The sequence below is a fragment of the Allorhizobium sonneratiae genome (assembly GCF_023700755.1).
GTDB classification, from domain to species: Bacteria; Pseudomonadota; Alphaproteobacteria; order Rhizobiales; family Rhizobiaceae; genus Allorhizobium; species Allorhizobium sonneratiae.
Window position 1 is genome coordinate 271,499 of sequence record NZ_JAMKOJ010000004.1, and the last position, 18,487, is coordinate 289,985.

An 18,487-nucleotide genomic window follows, 5' to 3' on the forward strand; every position below is an offset into this window, starting at 1 on the left:
GACCGAAGATACGTGTTTCATTTTCGTTTAGGAGATGCCAATATCGAGATTGCTAGTCTCAAATACGGAACACCCAGATGGACCTTCAGGCTTTGTCCGACTTCGACCTTGTCGCTGCCCATGGTGGTTTTGGCCGCGCGGCGCGCGTCTCCGGACGCTCGAAAGCCACACTGTCGCGGCGGGTCGCCGAGCTTGAGGACAGTCTGGGCGTGCGGCTGATCGAGCGCGGCTCCCAGACCCTGCGATTGACGGATGAAGGACGAGCCCTTCATGAGCGCACGCACGGTTTGCTGAGCGAAATCACCGAGGCCGGCGAGGCGGTCGTGCTCGGCGCATCTACGCCAAGGGGCAGATTGCGGGTGAGTGCGCCCGTCGTCTTCGCGCATGTCGCACTGCCTCGGATTGCCACGCGGTTCGCCTTGGCCTATCCGGAGGTCCAGCTCGAGATCGTGGCCGAGGATCGCAAGGTCGATCCCATCGAGGACGGTTACGATCTGATCATCCGGATCGACCCGTCGCCAGACGAGCGCCTCGTCGGCCGCCGTTTCCTCAATGACAACCGCCTGATCGTCGCGCCGCCCGATATGCCGCGCCCCTCTCCGCCAGCCGATGGCGAAGGCGCAGCTGTGCGGGCCGTTCTGCTGTCGGCGACACCGCCCGGGACCCTTTGGCGGATCAGCTCAGGCGCAGATGCTGATATCGTCCTCAAACCGGAGCCGATCTTGCGTTTCTCTTCACTCCTGATGGTTCGCGACGCCGTGCTGGCAGGCGCCGGTGCCGCCATTCTGCCGGAACTCCTCGTCGCCGAGGATATAAAGGCCGGCAGGCTTGCCTATTGGGGTCGGCATGCCGGTCCACCGGTGGAGATCTGGGCGCTGCAGAGCTCGCGCCGCCTGATCGGCGCAAAGGTGCGGGCATTTCTCGAAGTGGTTGGCAGGACGTTCCCGGAGAAGACTTTCGTCACGCCGTCGACGTGAGTGAAATGGGGTGACAGTCTCGCTTCTGAATTCCGCTTACGGGACCTCAAAAGCGTCAGCCGAACGGCCGATTTGAGGGCGCAAAGCGGTCGTTTCGCACGAGCCGCATATGGCTCAAGAAAATACCATTCAGGCGTCTTCGCCTTGAAGGGATTAAAATCGGCGACCCGTTGAACGCCTTCCAGTTCGTCGGCCGCCGGGAAGGCCTCGCTCTCATGAAGTTATATTTTCCATAGAAATTTTATACCTGCAGCTTTCGTCGAGGCTTTGGGTCTTGCTTAATGTCGAGAAAGCAGGGGTGATCGGCGCGTGTGGGAAGCAACCATCACGCCCAAGGGCAAAGCGATGACCGAGTTGGTGGACTAGGCGCGAGAGCGAATTGGCAGCCGTATCTTTGCAGGCTGGCCACAGCGCGACGTCCAAGATCTGGTCAGATTGATACGCAGGTTCGCTGACGATATTCAAGACGATACGATTCAAGACGATACGCGAAACCACCCACCTGCTGATGTGTAGACGCGAACCATCGACATCATTGACGCTCCAACTTGGTTGGCGATGTGACCGCGGCGGGCTCGACCGTGCAATCACCGGCGTGCGCTTCGTCGCTGAACTTTGCGACCAGGATGTCAAGGCGCGTCTCAGCTCCCGAAGCGGGAATTCGTCCTGATTGCGTCAGGACGACGAGGCCATGCAACGCGCCCCATAGCACCTCAGCTAAAAACACCGGGTCTCGCCGATTGGGCCCAAGTGCGGCGACCAACGCCGCGAAGGCGGCGCGAAGCGCTGGAGGCGTCTCATCGCTGGCGAATTTGATATTTGTCGGCAAGACGAACATCGCCTCGTAGACGATCGGACTGGAACGGGCAAAATCGATATAGGCGGCACAGACGTTCCGCAATATGCCGCCGGCAACATGCCGGGTCTCGGCCTCTAGCCGGCCTGCAAGTTCCTCAAATCCCCGCGTGGCGACAGCGGCCATAATCTCGGCCTTGCCCTTGAAGTGGCTGTAGAGAACGGGCTGGCTGTAATTGATCAGGTCTGCCAAGCGCCGTGTGGTCACGGCGTCCCAGCCTTCGGCCTCGGCCAGTTCGCGCGCTGCGGCCAGAATGAGTTCGTAGCGTTCTGCGCGCTGGCGTTCTTTGCGTTCTGCTATCGACATGCGCAAAAGTCTAACGACGAGTTATTTTCTGTCAATGCTAGATTTCCACTTGAAATGCAGTTCTAGCATTGCTAGATTTTCTGCAGATGACAGGAGATTGCCATGCTGCAAACCGGATACGTGCTTTCAGGCCTGATCGCGGCCGCAATTATATGTCTCGGCGCTCGCTTTTGGGTGGCGCCGGCGGCCGCATCGGGCGGCTTCGGTATCGCTGAGTCCCCCTCGCTATCAAAGGGATTCATCGCGTGGCTTTCGGTGAAGGGCACGCGCGACATCGCGTCAGGACTTTTCGTCATCATTCTGATGACCAATGGAACCCCGCTCGTACTGGGCGAATTCATGTTCGCTGCGAGCCTCATCGCCTTTGGCGACATGGTCACTGTCCTCCGCTCCGGCGGAAGTCGCACCCTCGCGTTCGGCATGCACGGCCTCACCGGTCTCGCCATCGTCGCAACCGGCGCCTGCCTGCTCGCCGCCACCCGGTAACCCCCTCTCCATTCAATCAAGCCTACAAAGGACGACCCATGACGACGACAGATTCCACCGATCTCACCCGCCTCGGCCATGCATTCGCCGAGATCATGTCCAGCCACGACGTTTCACGCCTCGACGAGATCAAGGCACCCCACTATGTGAACCACAACGCCTTCGCCGAGCCGGGCCTGGAGGGTTCGAAGAAGGTCCTTGGGGCCATCATTGCCGGTGTACCCGACCTCAAGGTCACTGCCGAGGACGTTTTCGTCTCGGCTGATGGCTCCCGCGTGGTCGGCCGCTATCGCTATGAGGGCACGCACACCGGAAACCTCCTCGGCTACCCAGCCACCGGCAAGCCGTTCCTCATGCACTCGATCGACATCTGGCGGGTCGAGGACGGAAAATTCGTCGAGCATTGGGATGAACTCAACACGCTCGACGTCTTCATTCAGATCGGCGCCGTGCCTCCGCCTCGCCAGCCTTGACTCGGGCTCAGGCGATCATCTGATCCAGAAGCTCTCGTTAATCGGAGCAGTCGAGGTCCCCGCCAACGAGCCTTCCGGCGCCCAACCAACGGCAACCCATCGTTGGCACGGCACAAATATCATCAGATAAACTTGTCAGTTTTACTGATGATATGCTATACAACGGCCATGAGCCATGATCCCGACACTTTGACCTCGCCTGAAGCCGTCGTTCCAGCCCTGACCCAGGCCATTGGGCAAATCCTTCGCCGCCTGCGTGCCGAAGCAAATCCCGATGGCTTGAATCTCTCGCAAACAGCAGCGCTCGCGTTGCTGGACACTAAGGGCGGCATGACAAATGCCGATCTCGCGCGCGCGCAGGCAATGAAGCCCCAGTCGATGAGCCCCATCCTGGCGAGCCTTGAGCAAGAGGGGCTGGTCGAGCGCGGTCCTCATCCCACGGACGGTCGGCAAATCCTGTTTTCACTAACGGCGAAGGGCGCCGAGGCGAGGCGGAAGAGGAGCATTGCAAAACATGATTGGCTGCTGGCAGCCGTTGGCAAGCTCAGTCCGGACGAACGACAAATCCTGCTCTCGGCCGCCGGAATCATCCGCGATCTCACAGCCTCTTGATGGCTCCCATTCTCCGAAAAAAAGGTATAGGCCATGACCGTAACGGCTCTCGACCCAAAGACGGCGCTTATTGTCATCGATCTTCAGAAAGGCCTCGTGTCGCTGCCGGGCGGCGCGACTCCTATGGAGGAGATCGTGAGACACGCCTGCATCTTGGCGGCGGTGTTCCGCAAACATGGCCTGCCGGTCGTGCTGGTCAACGTCGCCGGCGGGCCGCCGGGCCGGACGGAGCAGCCGCGAGCGCCGCAGAACCTTCCGGATGACTGGACCGATCTCATTGTCGAATTGGATCGGCGGCAAGAGGACCATGTGGTGACGAAGCACACACCTGGCGCCTTCACCAGGACCGGTCTTGAGGTGCATCTGCGATCGCTGGAAGTCACCCAGGTCGTGATCGTCGGCATTGCCACCAGCAATGGTGTGGAGGTGACCGCACGCCAAGCCTACGAGCTGGGTTTCAACGTCACGCTCGTGACCGACGCCATGACCGATCGGCAGGCTGACGCCCACGTTTGGAGCATTACGCGCGTTTTCCCGAGGATCGGCGAGACCGGGACAACGCAGGAGATAATCGACCTTTTGACTGGTAGGGTCTGATTATGAATTGGCTTCACGACATATCCTACCTTTTCGGTGGCGCCTTCCTCTCCAACGCCATTCCGCATTTCGTCAGTGGCGTGATGGGACGGCCGTTCCAGAGCCCGTTCGCCAAACCCTCTGGCCAAGGTCTCTCGTCCTCGACCGTGAACGTGCTTTGGGGATTTGCAAACCTCGTCATCGCCTATCTTCTGATCGCTCGTGTGGGTAACTTCGATCTTCGCGCGGCGGACCAGGCCGCTGCGGCGGGGGTCGGCTTGCTGCTGATCGGCTTGTTGTCCGCACGCCTATTCGGGCGGTTCCATGGCGGTAACACGTCCATGAGCGCCTGACGGTGGATCGGGGCATGTCCGAAGACCCTCGCGACCCTCGACTTAATGTGGACGTTGCGGCCCCGGGCGTCCCGGGCAGCGATATGCTTGATCCCTCCGTCTGGAAAATCGCCGCCGTAGCTCTGTTCGGTTCGCTGCTTGCGCAGCTCGACACGACGATCGTCAACGTCTCCCTGACGAATCTTGCTGCGGATCTGCATGCCAGCTTCGCTACGGTCCAGTGGATCATAAGCGCTTACCTTCTGGCACTCACCCTGGTCCTGCCACTGAACGGATGGCTCGTCGACCGCATCGGGGCCAAGACGCTCTATCTCTGGTGCTTCGCAGGTTTTACAGTGTCGTCTGCGCTGTGCGCGGTCGCCTGGTCGGCGGACAGCCTGATCGCATTCCGTGGCCTCCAAGGGATTAGTGGCGGGTTGCTCGCCCCTATGGCGCAAATGATGATCGCGCGGGCAGCCGGCAAGCAGATGGCGCGGGTCGCTGGTTATATGGCCTTGCCGGTGCTGATGGCGCCAGTCTTTGGTCCAATCATTGCTGGCGCCATTCTTCAGTATGCGTCATGGCGTTGGCTCTTTCTCGTCAACCTGCCAGTTGGGGCGCTCGCTATCTGTCTAGCGATCCTGTTTCTGCCGGGGGGCTGGGACAAGGTGGCGCCGCGAAAACTGGATTGGCTTGGTCTCGCGCTGCTTTCGCCGGGGCTGGCACTGTTTCTCTATGGCTCGGACAAGATCGGAAAGACGACAGGCCGTATTTTTCTTGCTGCCGGTATCGTTATGATGACGTCCTTCGTCTGGACGGCCCGGCGAAAAGGCGGCAGCGCGCTTATCGATCTGCGCTTGTTCAACGGTAAGGTCTTTTCTACCGCCGCTGTAACACAGTTTTTATCGAATGGCGTCCAGCTTGCGGGACAGATGCTTGTCCCCGCCTTTTTGATCCAGGCCTGCGGTCGTACGCCCGGCGAGATGGGTTGGATGCTCGCTCCCGTCGGGCTTGGAATGCTGGTCACCTTTCCCTTGATGGGTAAGCTGACGGACAGGTTTGGCATCCGCTACGTGTCGGCCGGCGGCGCACTTCTGGCGTTTGCCGCCACGATGCCTATTCTCTACCTCGCCATTCATGGCTTTGCGATGTTGGTGCTCATGCCGGCACTCTTCTTCAGGGGCATGGGCATGAGCGCTGTGGGACTGCCCTCAATGACCGCAGCCTATACATCGGTCAGTCAGCAAGACCTGCCAACCGCGACGACCTCGCTCAACATCGTCCAGCGTCTCGGCGGCCCGACCTTGACGACACTCTGCGCCTCCTTCCTCGCCTGGAGGCTCGAACCTCATGTCGCTGGACATACGGTTTCGACGGCTTATGCCTGGGCGCTTCTGCTTCTGTGCGGCCTTCACGCACTCACCTTCCTCTCGGCGGTCCGCTTGCCACGTCGGCTCGACAACGGAGCAAGCCATCGCTGACCCCATCAACATCACGCTTGTCGCGCTTTGCGCGCCGTATCCTTCAGGATATCGATGAAGGCTCGAAGCGAGGACGGAACATGGCGATTGCGGGGATAATAGAGCGCGAGCCCTGGAATGGGCGGACACCAATCCTCGAGGGCCAGCACTAGACGGCCAGAATCCAGCATTGGGCGGGCGAAACTTTCCGGCACGTAGGCGATACCGAGACCGGCTGCGGCCGCCTCGACCATCAGATCATTATCGTCGAGCGTGAGTGCCCCTGGCACGTCGATGGCAATTTCGTCGCCATGCTTGGCGAATTCCCAGCGATAGCGTTTTCCGCTCGGTAACCGCTGGCGAATGCAGCGGTGCCTGTGGAGATCCTCAGGGATCGCCAGGGGCTCGTTGCGGTCGAGATAGGCTGGCGAAGCGACTAAGACGAAGCGGACGTCGCCACCGATGCGCACGGCAATCATGTCCCGTGGTACAGCCTCCGCAAGACGCACGCCCGCATCGAAGCCCTCCGCGACGATATCGACGAGCCGGCCCTCGGACACGAGATCGAGCTGCACAGCCGGATATTTTGCAAGGAATTGTGGCACCACCGACCGCAGGAGCATTCGCACGGCGCCTTTGTTGGCATTGATCCGCAGAACGCCGGCGGGCGCACCGCGTATCTCGGTCAATGTATCGAGTGCGGCGTCGAGGCCCCGCAGTACCGGCCCGAGATCGGCGAGTAACCGCATCCCGGCGTCGGTGGGGGAGACGCTTCGCGTCGTCCGGTTAAGGAGGCGGACACCCAGAGCCTGCTCCAACCCGAGCATACTGTGGCTTAATGCCGAGCGTGAGACACCGAGCGCATCAGCCGCCTTTCGGAAGCTGCGGTGACTGGCGATGGCCTCAAAAGCCGCAAGGTCGTTAAGACTTGGTCGTTTCATTGGTGAATTTCTGACACGAGGTTGTCCAATATTGGCGCTCTTATCGGACCAATAGGTGGCCTCTATATCATAAGCGTCAGCATTGAGGAGATTCTTATGAGCAAGACCTGGTTTATCACCGGCGCATCTTCCGGTCTCGGAAGAGAAATGGCAGAGCGCCTTCTTACCCGTGGTGATCGGATTGTGGCGACCATCCGGCGGAACGGCGTTCTCGCCGATCTCGAGCACAAGCATGGCGATGCCCTTGTCGTGGCAACGCTTGATGTAACGGATACAAACGGCATTCGAACGATCGTAGACGAGGCGTTCCGCAGAATGGGTCGGATCGACGTCATCGTGAGCAATGCCGGCTATGGCCTCTTCGGCGCGGCAGAGGAACTTAAAGACGCGCAGATAGACCACCAGATCGCGACCAATCTGACAGGTTCCATCCAGTTCATCCGCACTTGTTTGCCCTATCTACGCCGGCAGGGCGGCGGTCGCATTGTGCAGGTTTCGTCAGAGGGTGGGCAGGTGGCTTACCCCAGCTTCAGCCTTTATCACGCGACGAAATGGGGCATAGAGGGCTTTGTCGAGGCCGTCGCCCAGGAGGTTGCGCCCTTCGGGATCGACTTTATGATCGCCGAGCCCGGTCCGACTGCAACCAATTTCGGTGCCAACGTGGTTTCCCCCGCACCAATGGAGATCTACGAAGAAACCCCCGCCGGGGCGATACGGCGCGCGATCAGCGGCGGAAGCTTCGCGATAAGGGGGCAAGCTGGGCGCACAGCCGAGGCGATGATCGCCGCCGCCGACCTCAAGGAAGCGCCCTTCCGCCTTCCCCTGGGCAGGACGGCGTTCGAACACGTTACGGGAGACCTGTCGAAACGCCTCGTAGCAGTTGAAGCACTCCGTGAGTTGGCCCTCTCGGCTGATTAGTCTTCGTGCGGCAACGGCCGTGACCGCCTTGTTTGTTTCTTCAGCTGACCTGTGTCTGCCCACCTCTCATGCCGCCGGAGGCCAAAACCGTTCCAGTTAGTGCCTTTCAGTGTTTCACGGAAACACTGAAAGGCACTAAATCATTTTTATCTGGCCATCCGTTCAGCTCGAGCATAACGTGTGCGGAGGGAGGCAGCCGTTTCAAACGGCATCAGGCCGCGAGATCATCCAGCTCTGCCAGGGCCTCCGTGGGAAGCTTGATTTTCGCCGCTTCCAGGTTCTCCCTGAGATGGGCACGAGACGAGGTTCCGGGGATCAAGAGAACGTTCGGTGATCGCTGGAGAAGCCAGGCAAGCGCAACCTGCATCGGCGTGGCGTCGAGCTTGGCCGCAACGTTTGATAAAGCCGAAGACTGCAATGGAGAAAAACCGCCGAGAGGAAAGAACGGTACATACGCGACGCCCCGAAACGCCAGCGTGTCTATCAATGCATCGTCTTGGCGATGAGCGAGATTATATTGGTTCTGCACGCACGCGATTTCGGTGATCTTTCCGGCATCTTCGATCTGCTTTGCAGTGACATTGGAAAGCCCGATATGACGGATCAGGCCTTGCTGTTTCAAGTCTGCCAAGACCTGAAGCGGTTCGTCCAGTGAGCCTTCTGCGGGACCGTGTACATTGAACATCGCGCGAAGGTTCACGACGTCGAGCACATCCAGGCCGAGATTGCGCAGATTGTCATGGACAGCCTGTTTTAGTTGCTCTCGTGAAAATGCGGGATTCCAAGACGCGTCAGCTCCCCTGACCGCTCCGACTTTCGTGACGATCACAAGGTCGCTGCTATAGGGGTGCAAGGCTTCACGTATAATCTCGTTTGTGACATGCGGCCCGTAGAAGTCGCTGGTGTCGATGTGATTGACACCACTACTCACAGCCTCCCGCAGAACGGCTATGGCCTCAGGGCGATCGCGCGGAGGCCCGAATACGCCCTGACCCGCAAGCTGCATGGCGCCATAGCCCAGGCGACTTACCGTTCGATTGCCAAGCTTGAAGGTTCCTGAATTTTCGATAGTGCTCATAGTTCATCTCCTTGTGTCCCTCAAAAATAGAAGGATGGTATATGCGCCACAAGAAGCTATAATCCGGACAGGCTGTCCGCCATGGTGGACAATAGGTTTGAGCCTTTGGAGAGGATTTTGTCGGACATAACGGATGTGAATTCGTTTTTATGGGTTGCTCGCGCAAGAGGTTTTCGGCAGGCCGCACGCGAAAGCGGCATCAGCTCCTCGGCCTTAAGCGATGCGGTGAAACGTCTGGAAGACGATCTTGGCGTAAGATTGCTCAATCGCACAACCCGGAGCGTGCTTCCTACGGACGCTGGACGTCTTTTGCTGAAACGCCTCGGACCCGCATTTGCAGAGGTGGCATCGGCACTCGGCGAGGTGAAAAGCAGCCGTGGCCTCACTGCGGGGGAACTCAGGCTAAACGTTCCGGTGAGCGCGGCAAGGCTGGTTCTGCCTGCGATCGTGCCGCCATTCCTGAAGGCCTATCCGGACATAAGGCTGGAAATCGTGACCGACGAGAATTTCGTCGACATCATTGAAAGTGGCTGCGATGCGGGTATCCGTTATGACGAACGCCTAGAGCAAGATATGGTGGCTCTGCCGATCGGCCCACGCCAGCAAAGCTACGCTTTGGCCGCCTCGTCACATTACCTTGCAAGAAAGGGCAGGCCAGAACATCCACGCGACCTGCTCGCGCATGATTGCATTCTCGGGCGGTTTTCCGGTCGCGCCATTTCTCCCTGGGAATTTGAGCGCGATGGCGAGGAGATCGCAATCAATCCTAAAGGTAACCTCATCGTGCAATTCGGCGGGGGTGTCGATCTTGGTATCGACGCGGCCATCGCCGGCTCGGGTATGGTGTATGTCTTTGAGGACTGGCTAAAGCCGCATTTCGATCGAAAGGATCTTGTGCCGGTGATGGAAGAATGGTGGCTGCGATTCCCGGGACCATTTCTCTATTACCCAGGCCGGCGCCTGGTGCCCGCACCTCTGCGCGCCTTTATCGATTTCGTCAGGCAACTGCAAAAAGTCTAGCAAGGCCACGAATTCATGAAAGGGGCGGCCCCGGCTTTGAGCATCAACGGTGTTCCGGACACCAACAGCCATCATTCGTGACATTGGGAGCCGAGTTCTCGCTCTTGAAGGGATACGAACCAGCAACCCGATCGGTACTGGTGGACCACCAAACTGCTAACGCTTTGCGGAAAAACACAAATTGCTAATCCGCGCAGGTGCCGAGGATCGGTAGCATCAGCTTGATATGGGCATCAACCCGTTCCAACACTCTATCGGGTAGAACAGCTCGTTCAGGCAGAGACCACCAAGACTGGTTGACGCGCTCCACCGTCTCCTTAACAGCCTTCAGCACAGCAGCTTCCGGCAGTCGCGCACGATGAGCGAAGACTTTCCATCGCTGGTCGTTCATTGCCTTGAACGACCTTTCACCGGCCAGCGACAGTGCCATGGCGTCCGACGGAATGTAAGGGACAGTCGAGAGCACATCATAGACTGGGGCGAGTGCAGGCACGTTGCCCTTCCCATGATAAATCAGCGACCAATTCTTGAGGTGCATGTCGCCATTGCCTGTCAGCACAGCCAAAGCCAGTCGTCGAACGAACTCAAGGGCTGCCGCTGAAGAAACGGCGACCCCAAGAGCCGCAGCGATATCATGATAAGCGGCCCCCTCATATTTTCGAGACGGATAGACGCCGAATACCTGAGCGAAGTCTTCGATATGGACGCGCTCACCACCGGCAACCCGATCGAAACGTTTGACGAGAAGCACCTTGCCATCGGACAGCGTCTCAAACTCCTCCGGGATACCCTCGAACTGCGATTGTTCCACGAGTTCGCGTTCCGGCACGTCCATACCAATCGCTTCGGCCAATGCGAGATTTGCAAATTCGTTTTCCGAGACGCCGGGAAATGATGTGGATGGAAACTTGGCGATATATGAACCCTGCTCGTCGCCTAAAGGGATCGTCAGCCCGCCGCCCTTGCCTGGGTTTTTGATGACGGAGAGTTTCATTTGCACGCCGGCGAGCGAAAACCGGGCCTTCGGTCTGGGGGGTGTCAAACCCTCATTACAAACAACGCTGCCTTCGCTCGGCACAATTCGGACAGCCCCCGGCAGATCCGATCCGAGTGCGGCAAGCAAATCGAAATCATTTCCTGCTCGCACGCTGCCTGAATGGTGCCTCTCCATCGCCTCGCGCAGTTTATCCTCTGGAAGAAGGTTCGCAAAGAACGGTGGCAAAGCCCTTGCGACTGGCTTCGGGTCCTTCCGCAACCCTCCATGTGCCGCGCGAAATGACAGACTGAGCACTGGGAAACCACCCGTCTGACGATAGCTCTCCTCAAAGCTGAACGCGTTGAAGTCTCCCGGCGTCCTCACGATCTGGCCTACCTTCAGGTCATTTAGCAGCACGTCAAGTGAGGTTACAGATCTTGGATCAAGAGGCGCATCAGACATTGCCATCACCATCAGGGCTGACGACGAAAGCAGGAAGGTCATCTTCAGTGTCACCTGGCTGCAGTAAAGCTTCAACCGCCGGGACCATAGCCTGCGGGATGAGCATCAGCTCCAGACCAAGCGCACGACCAATGTTGATCAGTGTGGTCGCACGGGCAGCGCTCGCTCCAGCCTCAATCTCGCGGTAGCGCGGACGCGATAGACCCGCCATATCCGCAACCTGCTCCTGGGTGAGGCCCAAAGTCTTGCGCGATGTCTTGAACAGCCGCCCTATGTCATGAAGAGCCTCCGAATCCGACTTCATGTGATACCTTAACGCTTCATATTTTCTATTATGATATGTTTACGTATCTCATGATCTCTGTGCATGTCAAGCTAAATGACTGCAATAGGGATCATGTGAGACTAAACGATCTCTTTACAGATCACTTTTGCCTCGTTTACTGATAGGCACCGAAACTGGAAGCACACCCGCGATACACGCTTCTTTAAATGTCCGCTCCGACCCGCCCGCGCTCGGCACTGGTGCCCAGAGAACGGAAGCGGCAAAAAGCACTGGCTGTGGCGGGCCGTTGATCAGGATGGCTTTGTTCTCTATGTGCTGGTGCAGAGCCGCCGTAATACCAAGGCAGCCAAACGTCTTATGCGAAAGCTTCTCAAAGGACAGGGTCAAGCACCCCGTGTGATGATCACCGACATAGTAGAGCGGCACATAAGCCTGCGCCGTCGCTGATCCGCGGTGCTTCGCCCAACCTTGGCGTAACGGCGGATCGCATCATAGCTGCCGTCATATCCGAGTGCGCGCAGCTCTTCGTAAATCCGGATCAGCGTCAGCCGTTCGCGCGATGACCTACCTTCGTTCGTCGCAAGAAGCCGCTCGATCTCCGCCTTCCAGACTCCCGTCTTCGGCAAAGGCTGCCGCTCGCGCTCGTAGGAGAAGTCGGTCTCGTCGCTGCGCAATATCTTGCGGACCGTATTGCGGGAAACATGCAGTTCACGGGCGATCTTCTTCATCGACCAGCCTTGAACATGAAAGGCCCGCCGGACGCGCGCAATCGTATCCACTCGCTTCAACTCCCTCTCCATCCGCCGTCAAAAAACGGATGGTCAGATAAATCCGAAGGGGGTCAAAATTCGACGCCGATCACCCCGCTAATGGGGTCAATTTTGCACGCCGAAACACAATTCCGCACTTGCACATGGAGAGATTGAATGTCTCCGTGCCAGTCGTGGGGCGGCAACACGCGTCCCCTCGGGACACTGCACAAGGCGCACGCAGCATCAATCCCGCCAGGAGCGATCGTCCGCATCTAGCGCGGATTTCAGATAGTCGAAATGCTTTGCGGCCATGCCGCGATACGGTATCCAGCCCTCCGCGGTATTGCGGGCGACCGCATCGGAAAGCACAGCAAGCGGCTGCCCCGTGGACAGGGCAAGAATCTGCGTCTTGGCGGCCTTTTCGAAGAAGTAGAGGTCTTCAAAGGCATCCGCCACAGTATTGCCGGCGATGGAGACACCGTGATTTCCCATCACCAGCGCCGTCATGCCCCGCATTGCTTCCGCAAGATGCTGGACTTCGTCGTCATTGTCCGAAATGCCCCCGAAATCGAGGCTGTAGCCGGTCTTGCCATAAAAGCGCGCGGTATTGTTGTCCAGCGGCAGCAAGGTGGGGTCTTTGAGGCAGGCAAGCGCAGTGGCATAGGGCGAATGGCAGTGCAGGATCACCCGCGCCTGCGGCAGCGCCCTGTGCAGGCCACCATGCACCGCCCAGGCAGAGGGATCCGGCGCGTTGGCGGACCACATCACGCTTTCGTCTTCCGCGTCGAGCAGCAATAGATCGCTCGCCCGGACAGTTGCGAAGTGCTGCCAGCGCGGGTTGAGCAGGAAGCTACGTCCATCAGCGGACACGGCCGCGCTGAAGTGGTTGCCGACCGACTCACTCCAACCGAACTTGTGGCAAAGCCGGAAGGCGGCAGCCAGATCCTGACGCAAGGCCAGAAGCTCGCCTTCGTCGAGGCCGTCTCGAATGTGGTCAAACCGGCTCATGGCTTGAACCGTCCTTCGCTAACGAGCGCCCTGTATGTGGAGCGCATTTCGGCCCGGTCGGCATAGCAGCCGCGCAGATAGCGGTCGCCGCTGGTTGCGGAATAGGCAAGACGACCGTGCACGATGCGATGGTTGTCGAACACCATGCATTCTCCGGCCTTCATCAGGAAACGCATCATGAACCTATCGGCCTGCAACATTTTTCCGAAACGGCAGAATGCCGGATAGTAATCGTCCAGCATCTGCTGCGGCAGGTCGATGTAGTCGAGCATGTGCTGGCTGATGGTCAATCCCGCCACTTCGCCATGCAGGTCGAGCTCGATCACACGTTGGCGTGAGCGCATGTCATAGCTGTCGTGCTCGCAATAGAACGGGATGTCAGTCTCGGAAAGGAGACGAAACCCTTCCGGGTCGATGGCGCGGAACGCATTGGCGACCGCAACGCCATCTGAATAGATACTGAGCCCTCCCTCGACGGAGTTGGCGCGGCAGTGGAGGAACTGGATGCCGGGCGCATAATCCTCGGCGGGCGTATCGGTATGCAATTCGAGTGCGGCGGCGGTATAGGCGGTGTTGGTCGGGTTGATATGGGTCTTTACATCGAAGTAGTCGCCGAAGAATGTCGGACGGACCTGACCCATGAGGTTAACGAGTTCGGTCAGGCCTGCATTCGTATTAGGCATGTCGGTCACGATCGTGAGGCCCTCGACGATCATTGCCTCGATCCACCGGGCGACTGCCGTCTTGTCGGCCCTCAGTTCCGGATGGGAGAAGCGCGCAATTGCGGAATAGTGATCGCTGTACCACGCCTTTCGCGGCAGGTCGGCGGGATCGTGGCGGATCCCCCCATCCGAATAGATCGCAAGGACAGAAAGCGGCATATGGGTGACATGGTCTTCGTCTGCCCAGTCGATAACCAAGACATCGCCTTCGATCGCGGCCCGCGCGGCGCGCGGTGCCGTCTCAAGGTGGAAAATGTCGAAGCTGCGCTCGCGCGTGACGCTCGAAAACGAACTTGGGCAATTGTCGCGCAGCCAATAGTAGTTGAAATAGTTCCTGGTCCCGTCAGGCAGGACGATGTAGAGCCCCTTTTCCTTCAGTTCGATGGGACCGAACGAGCCCGATGGCATAATATTCATGGCAAAATCCTGAAAACTGGGGTTGGGGAATTTTGTTTCAGCGTCATTGTCTCCGCACTTTCCAAAAAGAAAAGAACGATTATCATGATAGTAAATTAAGCCCTGGGTTAAGTCATGAACCGCTTGCCACCTTTGCGTCTTCTCACCACATTCAGCGAAGTGGCACGCCTCGGATCAATGCGCGAGGCGGCAAACCGGCTGAACGTGTCTCAACCGGCCGTCACGCAGGCGCTGCGCGACCTTGAGGATCACATCGGTGTCGAGCTCCTTGACCGCAGCAAGCGACCGGCACGGCTGACCGAAGACGGGCAGCAACTGGCGATCGCGACCCGCGATGGCCTAGGACAGATTTCCGCAGCCATAGAGGTGATGCGGGCGCGCGGCCTGTCCCGCGAGAAGCAGGTCACGGTCGCATGCACGCTCGGCATGGCAACCTACTGGCTTATGCCGAGATTGCCGGATTTTTACGCACGGTGCAGCGACATCACAGTCAATGTTCAGGCGCCACCGAGTGATCTGCCTGCACTCATTCCCGGCATCGACATCGTCCTGCGCTATGGAAATGGCTCTTGGGACGGAACAGGCAGCGTCACCAAGCTGTTCGAGGAAAGGGTCTTTCCTGTCGGAAAGCCCGAACTCGTGCAGCGCCTTCTCTCCAAGAACGAAACCCTGGAGACGGCGCCGCTGATCAATGTCGCGAGCCCCGAGAACTTCCACTGGGCAGGATGGCAAAAATATCTTGAACGGCGGACGATCCGGCGTGCCAACACCAAAGGCCCCACGTTCAACAATTACGTTCAGGCGACCCAGGCCGCACTTGATGGCCAAGGCCTGATGCTTGGCTGGCGATCTATCACGGGCAAGCTGGTAAGGGACGGAAGCTTGATGGAATGGCCGCACGGCGAGCTCGATCTCGACACCGCCTATTACGTTATCGAATCCGAAACGCGCTCGGCGGCGGCCGTCGTCTTCACGGAATGGCTTTGCTCGCTGCGAAACTGACGTGAAGGGCATCGCTGGCAGCCCACCAAGCCAGCCTTCATCTCCATTCGCCAGAAAAAGACGGATAGTCCTAAAAAACAGGTGAGGGGTCAAAATTGGGATCTGACCCTTATGGGGTGCGGATAAAAAGTTGGACTGTTTCATAAGATCAGGCCGAGGCTTTTACGATACTCGACCGGGCTGAGTGATCCCAGCGATATTTTGATGCGCCTCTCATTGTACCATCGGATGTAGGCGTCCACCTCGGCGACGAACTGCTCGATCGTGATGGCCTTCCAGTATCGTGGATAGAAGACCTTTGTTTTCAGGCGGCCGAAGACCGGCGGCGACTATCGCCCGCAGGCTAATGGTGCCGGTCAGCAACGACACCTTGTTGCGTGTCGTCCGACGGCGTGGCACCCCGCGTTGCGTTCCGCCGACGGTGATCGGAATCGACGACTGGGCGTGGCGGCGCAACCAGCGCTACGGGACGATTATCTGCGATCTCGAACGGCGCAAAATCATTGCGCTTCGACGTTGGTCGGCACTGTGCGACAGGCGGCGGTTGCTCAGGAACGCCGAGCCCTCTTCGCATTTGAGCAAGGCTGCGTCCTCAGCGTTCAGCATTTCGATATCGACCCATTCTTTGCCGTTGGCAGCGACCAATTCTTGCGCACGCCCACTGGCTCACTTTCTGCGCGAAAATCAACAGGCGGGCCTCTCTCCACGCGATTGGGAGCGGCAATTTCTTCGTTCATGGTCAACATGCCGTTAACCCCCAAAATTTGCGACACGCCCGGAGGCATCCCATCGCCTACCCGACGTTAAGTTTACAGTACCCAATGGCGGTATGCAGGAGTAGGTTACAGCCGGCAATGGTGGCTGAAGGCTCGACATGCTCATCCTCGCAGTGGCTCCTCCCTTTGCGGCAGGGGACGAAGATCATGCCAGCTGGCGCGACGCCAGCGACGAAAAGCGCATCGTGAAATGCGCCTGACACGAGGCGGCGCGCAGGCAGGCCGAGCTTCCGGGCAGCCTCTTCTGTGACCTCGATCATCTTGTCTGGGAAAGCGACCGGCGCCATGTCGAGAACCTTCTCGATAACAACCTGGCATCCGGTGGAACGCGTTTCGGCAAGACAGATATCACGAACACGCGCTTCCAGGTCATTGAGACGTTCATTGTTTCTATGCCGAAGGTCGACATAAAAATCCACTGCTGCAGGAATCGTGTTGATTGATCCGGGCGAGACGGACAGGCGGCCGATCGTCAGCCGCGCGTTTTGATCTTTCGGCATGATCTCATCGTAAAAACGCTTCATGACAGACGTCGAGGCGGCCAGTGCGTCCTTGCGAAACGCAAGGCCAGTTGTTCCGGCATGGGCGGCCTCTCCGGAAACGCTGATCTTGAGCCATCGCGTGCCCTGTATGCCCGTCACGATTCCGACTGGGATCTCTTCCTCCTCAAGAACGGGGCCCTGCTCGATATGGAGTTCGAGATAGCCTGCGATTGGGGCTCCAAGTGGTCTCAACGGTGCTTCGGGCAAAGCGGCGACGGTTGCCGTAAGCTCTTGATCGAGGCCTACGCCGTCTTGATCCTTGGCTTCCTTCCATTCGGGGGGGATTGCTCCACTGCTGAAAGCACGCGAGCCCATGGCTCCAGGTGCGAAACGCGAGCCCTCTTCGTTTGTCCAGACCACGACCTCCACAGGCGTATGCGTTTCGACACTCCGGTCCTCAAGCGTTTCTAGCACTTCGAACGCTGCCAGTACCCCGAGCGCACCATCGAAACGGCCACCCATTGGCTGGCTGTCGAGATGGCTGCCTATGACGAAGGGGGGTACGTTCGCCGCCCCTTCGCGGCGGATGTAGAGGTTTGCCATCTGATCCTGTTCGACCCGGAAACCGCGCGCGAATGCAAGCTCGCTGAGCAATCGCCGTGCCTGCTGGTCCAGAGCCGAAAGTGCCGGTCTGTTGACACCGCCTCCCGGCGTCGCGCCTATGGCAGCAAACTGGTCCAGCCGCTTCAGAAGGCGGTCGCCATCGATATGCAGTGTTGTGCTCATAGCGTGGCTTTCAGCGCTGGCCGACAGACCAGAGCAGCATCTGTTCGAAGAGTGTCTTGTAACCGTCCCAGGCTATGAACCGGGGCGGCAACCAGTGCGGTCCCACATCCGAAGTCCAGGCGAGCGTGCGGCCCTTGCCATAAGTGCCCGTGATGAGAAGCGGCAGGCTGCCATAATCCGTCGAGACAGTTGCCAGAACCTCTGCGCCATCCTTGACCTTCACTTCGTTGAAGCCGAGCAGGTAAGGCCAATCCTTGCCAAGGCCCTTCAGGATCGGGTGATCGGTCGCACCAGTGACGACAGGGTCAAACCCTTCCGGAACTTCGACGCGGTCATCAACCGGAAGGCAGGTGACGGGGAGAACCTCCTCGACCGGCGTTCCCTTGAAACGCGCTCCGCCATTGATGCCCTGGAAGGAATAATAGCCGCCGAACATCAGCAGCGCGCCGCCATTTTCGACATAGGTCTTCAGGGCCTTCAAGCGGTTCGGCGTCCGCTTGGAGTGGATCCAGGTGTCGGGATGCAGGAGCAGGGTGTTTGCGCCGATGTCGGACAGGACGATGGCGTCATAGGAGGCCAGGGCTTCCGGCGTCTGCGGAAATTCCTTCTGAGCCAGATGGGCGGGCATGAATTCGACGTCGAAGGCGCTGTCCTTCAGCGCGGCCAGCAACTCATCGGCACCGGTATGATAGGTGACAGTTGGAAACTGGTCGAACCCCTTGATGTGGGTCGCTGTGGAAACCCAGGATTCGCCGGCCAGCAAGACCTTGTACTTCTTCATGT

General features: G+C 58.8%; 19 protein-coding genes and 4 pseudogenes. 12 read left to right on the top strand and 11 right to left on the bottom strand.

Annotation, left to right across the window (positions count from 1 at the left end):
* The first annotated feature begins 77 nt into the window (after positions 1-77).
* The gene (locus NAC44_RS09470) at positions 78-977 is read left to right on the top strand and encodes a LysR family transcriptional regulator (RefSeq protein WP_250940163.1); all 900 of its coding nucleotides are present in this window, start codon (positions 78-80) and stop codon (positions 975-977) included.
* Between the two features lie 532 nt (positions 978-1,509).
* On the opposite strand, the gene NAC44_RS09475 is transcribed toward NAC44_RS09470, so the two are convergent.
* Positions 1,510-2,139, bottom strand: coding sequence for a TetR/AcrR family transcriptional regulator (locus NAC44_RS09475; RefSeq protein WP_250940164.1), 630 nt, complete (start codon positions 2,137-2,139; stop codon positions 1,510-1,512).
* A 102-nt stretch (positions 2,140-2,241) separates the two neighbouring features.
* Here NAC44_RS09475 and NAC44_RS09480 point away from each other — a divergent pair, with 102 nt between their 5' ends.
* From NAC44_RS09480 to NAC44_RS09505, 6 genes are all read left to right on the top strand, one after another.
* A complete protein-coding gene (locus tag NAC44_RS09480; RefSeq protein ID WP_250940165.1) occupies positions 2,242-2,625 on the top strand; it encodes a DUF4267 domain-containing protein in 384 nt (127 codons plus the stop codon).
* 38 nt (positions 2,626-2,663) lie between these two features.
* The gene (locus NAC44_RS09485) at positions 2,664-3,098 is read left to right on the top strand and encodes an ester cyclase (protein ID WP_250940166.1); all 435 of its coding nucleotides are present in this window, start codon (positions 2,664-2,666) and stop codon (positions 3,096-3,098) included.
* Positions 3,099-3,266: 168 nt separating this feature from the next.
* The gene (locus NAC44_RS09490; protein ID WP_250940167.1) at positions 3,267-3,710 is read left to right on the top strand and encodes a MarR family winged helix-turn-helix transcriptional regulator; all 444 of its coding nucleotides are present in this window, start codon (positions 3,267-3,269) and stop codon (positions 3,708-3,710) included.
* Positions 3,711-3,743: 33 nt separating this feature from the next.
* Positions 3,744-4,307 carry an isochorismatase family protein gene (locus tag NAC44_RS09495; RefSeq protein WP_250940168.1) on the top strand — a complete coding sequence of 188 codons (564 nt, stop codon included), beginning with the start codon at positions 3,744-3,746 and terminating at the stop codon, positions 4,305-4,307.
* A gap of 2 nt (positions 4,308-4,309) precedes the next feature.
* Positions 4,310-4,639 carry a hypothetical protein gene (locus NAC44_RS09500; RefSeq protein ID WP_250940169.1) on the top strand — a complete coding sequence of 110 codons (330 nt, stop codon included), beginning with the start codon at positions 4,310-4,312 and terminating at the stop codon, positions 4,637-4,639.
* 83 nt (positions 4,640-4,722) lie between these two features.
* Positions 4,723-6,099 (top strand): DHA2 family efflux MFS transporter permease subunit, encoded by a 1,377-nt coding sequence (locus NAC44_RS09505; RefSeq protein WP_250940170.1) that lies wholly within the window; start codon positions 4,723-4,725, stop codon positions 6,097-6,099.
* A gap of 11 nt (positions 6,100-6,110) precedes the next feature.
* Here NAC44_RS09505 and NAC44_RS09510 read toward each other — a convergent pair whose 3' ends face one another.
* Positions 6,111-7,019, bottom strand: a complete 909-nt coding sequence (locus tag NAC44_RS09510; RefSeq protein WP_250940171.1) for a LysR family transcriptional regulator — start codon at positions 7,017-7,019, stop codon at positions 6,111-6,113.
* A 96-nt stretch (positions 7,020-7,115) separates the two neighbouring features.
* Between NAC44_RS09510 and NAC44_RS09515 the strand changes: the two genes are divergently transcribed.
* Complete coding sequence (locus tag NAC44_RS09515; protein ID WP_250940172.1) at positions 7,116-7,937, top strand: SDR family oxidoreductase; 822 nt, start codon at positions 7,116-7,118, stop codon at positions 7,935-7,937.
* A gap of 211 nt (positions 7,938-8,148) precedes the next feature.
* Here the strand turns inward: NAC44_RS09515 and NAC44_RS09520 are convergent, their stop codons facing one another.
* Positions 8,149-9,015 (bottom strand): aldo/keto reductase family oxidoreductase, encoded by an 867-nt coding sequence (locus tag NAC44_RS09520; RefSeq protein ID WP_250940173.1) that lies wholly within the window; start codon positions 9,013-9,015, stop codon positions 8,149-8,151.
* A 117-nt stretch (positions 9,016-9,132) separates the two neighbouring features.
* On the opposite strand from NAC44_RS09520, the gene NAC44_RS09525 reads away from it, so the two are divergent.
* Positions 9,133-10,035, top strand: a complete 903-nt coding sequence (locus NAC44_RS09525; RefSeq protein WP_420839917.1) for a LysR family transcriptional regulator — start codon at positions 9,133-9,135, stop codon at positions 10,033-10,035.
* A gap of 184 nt (positions 10,036-10,219) precedes the next feature.
* Here NAC44_RS09525 and NAC44_RS09530 read toward each other — a convergent pair whose 3' ends face one another.
* Positions 10,220-11,473: a type II toxin-antitoxin system HipA family toxin gene (locus tag NAC44_RS09530; RefSeq protein WP_250940537.1), complete on the bottom strand. Its 1,254-nt coding sequence runs from the start codon at positions 11,471-11,473 to the stop codon at positions 10,220-10,222.
* Positions 11,466-11,777, bottom strand: a complete 312-nt coding sequence (locus NAC44_RS09535) for a helix-turn-helix domain-containing protein (protein ID WP_250940177.1) — start codon at positions 11,775-11,777, stop codon at positions 11,466-11,468. The genes NAC44_RS09530 and NAC44_RS09535 overlap by 8 nt, the downstream gene beginning before the upstream one ends.
* 240 nt (positions 11,778-12,017) lie before the next feature.
* Here NAC44_RS09535 and NAC44_RS09540 point away from each other — a divergent pair.
* Positions 12,018-12,170 (top strand): annotated as a pseudogene (locus tag NAC44_RS09540) (DDE-type integrase/transposase/recombinase); the annotation flags it as partial.
* On the opposite strand, the pseudogene NAC44_RS09545 reads toward NAC44_RS09540, so the two are convergent.
* The 3 genes and pseudogenes from NAC44_RS09545 to NAC44_RS09555 all read right to left on the bottom strand — a co-directional run.
* Positions 12,171-12,547, bottom strand: a pseudogene (locus NAC44_RS09545) (helix-turn-helix domain-containing protein); the annotation flags it as partial.
* Positions 12,548-12,754: 207 nt separating this feature from the next.
* On the bottom strand, positions 12,755-13,519 hold the full coding sequence (locus tag NAC44_RS09550) for a class II aldolase/adducin family protein (RefSeq protein ID WP_250940179.1): 765 nt from the start codon (positions 13,517-13,519) through the stop codon (positions 12,755-12,757).
* Positions 13,516-14,658, bottom strand: a complete 1,143-nt coding sequence (locus NAC44_RS09555) for a TauD/TfdA family dioxygenase (RefSeq protein ID WP_250940181.1) — start codon at positions 14,656-14,658, stop codon at positions 13,516-13,518. The genes NAC44_RS09550 and NAC44_RS09555 overlap by 4 nt, the downstream gene beginning before the upstream one ends.
* A gap of 114 nt (positions 14,659-14,772) precedes the next feature.
* Between NAC44_RS09555 and NAC44_RS09560 the strand changes: the two genes are divergently transcribed.
* Entirely contained in the window at positions 14,773-15,660 is an 888-nt protein-coding gene (locus NAC44_RS09560) for a LysR family transcriptional regulator (protein ID WP_250940183.1), read from the top strand.
* A gap of 140 nt (positions 15,661-15,800) precedes the next feature.
* Here NAC44_RS09560 and NAC44_RS09565 read toward each other — a convergent pair.
* Positions 15,801-15,977 (bottom strand): annotated as a pseudogene (locus NAC44_RS09565) (IS3 family transposase); the annotation flags it as partial.
* Here NAC44_RS09565 and NAC44_RS09570 point away from each other — a divergent pair.
* A pseudogene (locus tag NAC44_RS09570) lies at positions 15,971-16,171 on the top strand (ISL3 family transposase); the annotation flags it as partial. The pseudogenes NAC44_RS09565 and NAC44_RS09570 sit on opposite strands and share 7 nt — an antisense overlap.
* Positions 16,172-16,453: 282 nt before the next feature.
* On the opposite strand, the gene NAC44_RS09580 reads toward NAC44_RS09570, so the two are convergent.
* Both NAC44_RS09580 and NAC44_RS09585 read right to left on the bottom strand, forming a co-directional pair.
* A complete protein-coding gene (locus tag NAC44_RS09580) occupies positions 16,454-17,704 on the bottom strand; it encodes a Zn-dependent hydrolase (RefSeq protein WP_250940185.1) in 1,251 nt (416 codons plus the stop codon).
* A 10-nt stretch (positions 17,705-17,714) separates the two neighbouring features.
* On the bottom strand, positions 17,715-18,485 hold the full coding sequence (locus NAC44_RS09585; RefSeq protein ID WP_250940186.1) for a glutamine amidotransferase: 771 nt from the start codon (positions 18,483-18,485) through the stop codon (positions 17,715-17,717).
* Between the last annotated feature and the right edge of the window lie 2 nt (positions 18,486-18,487).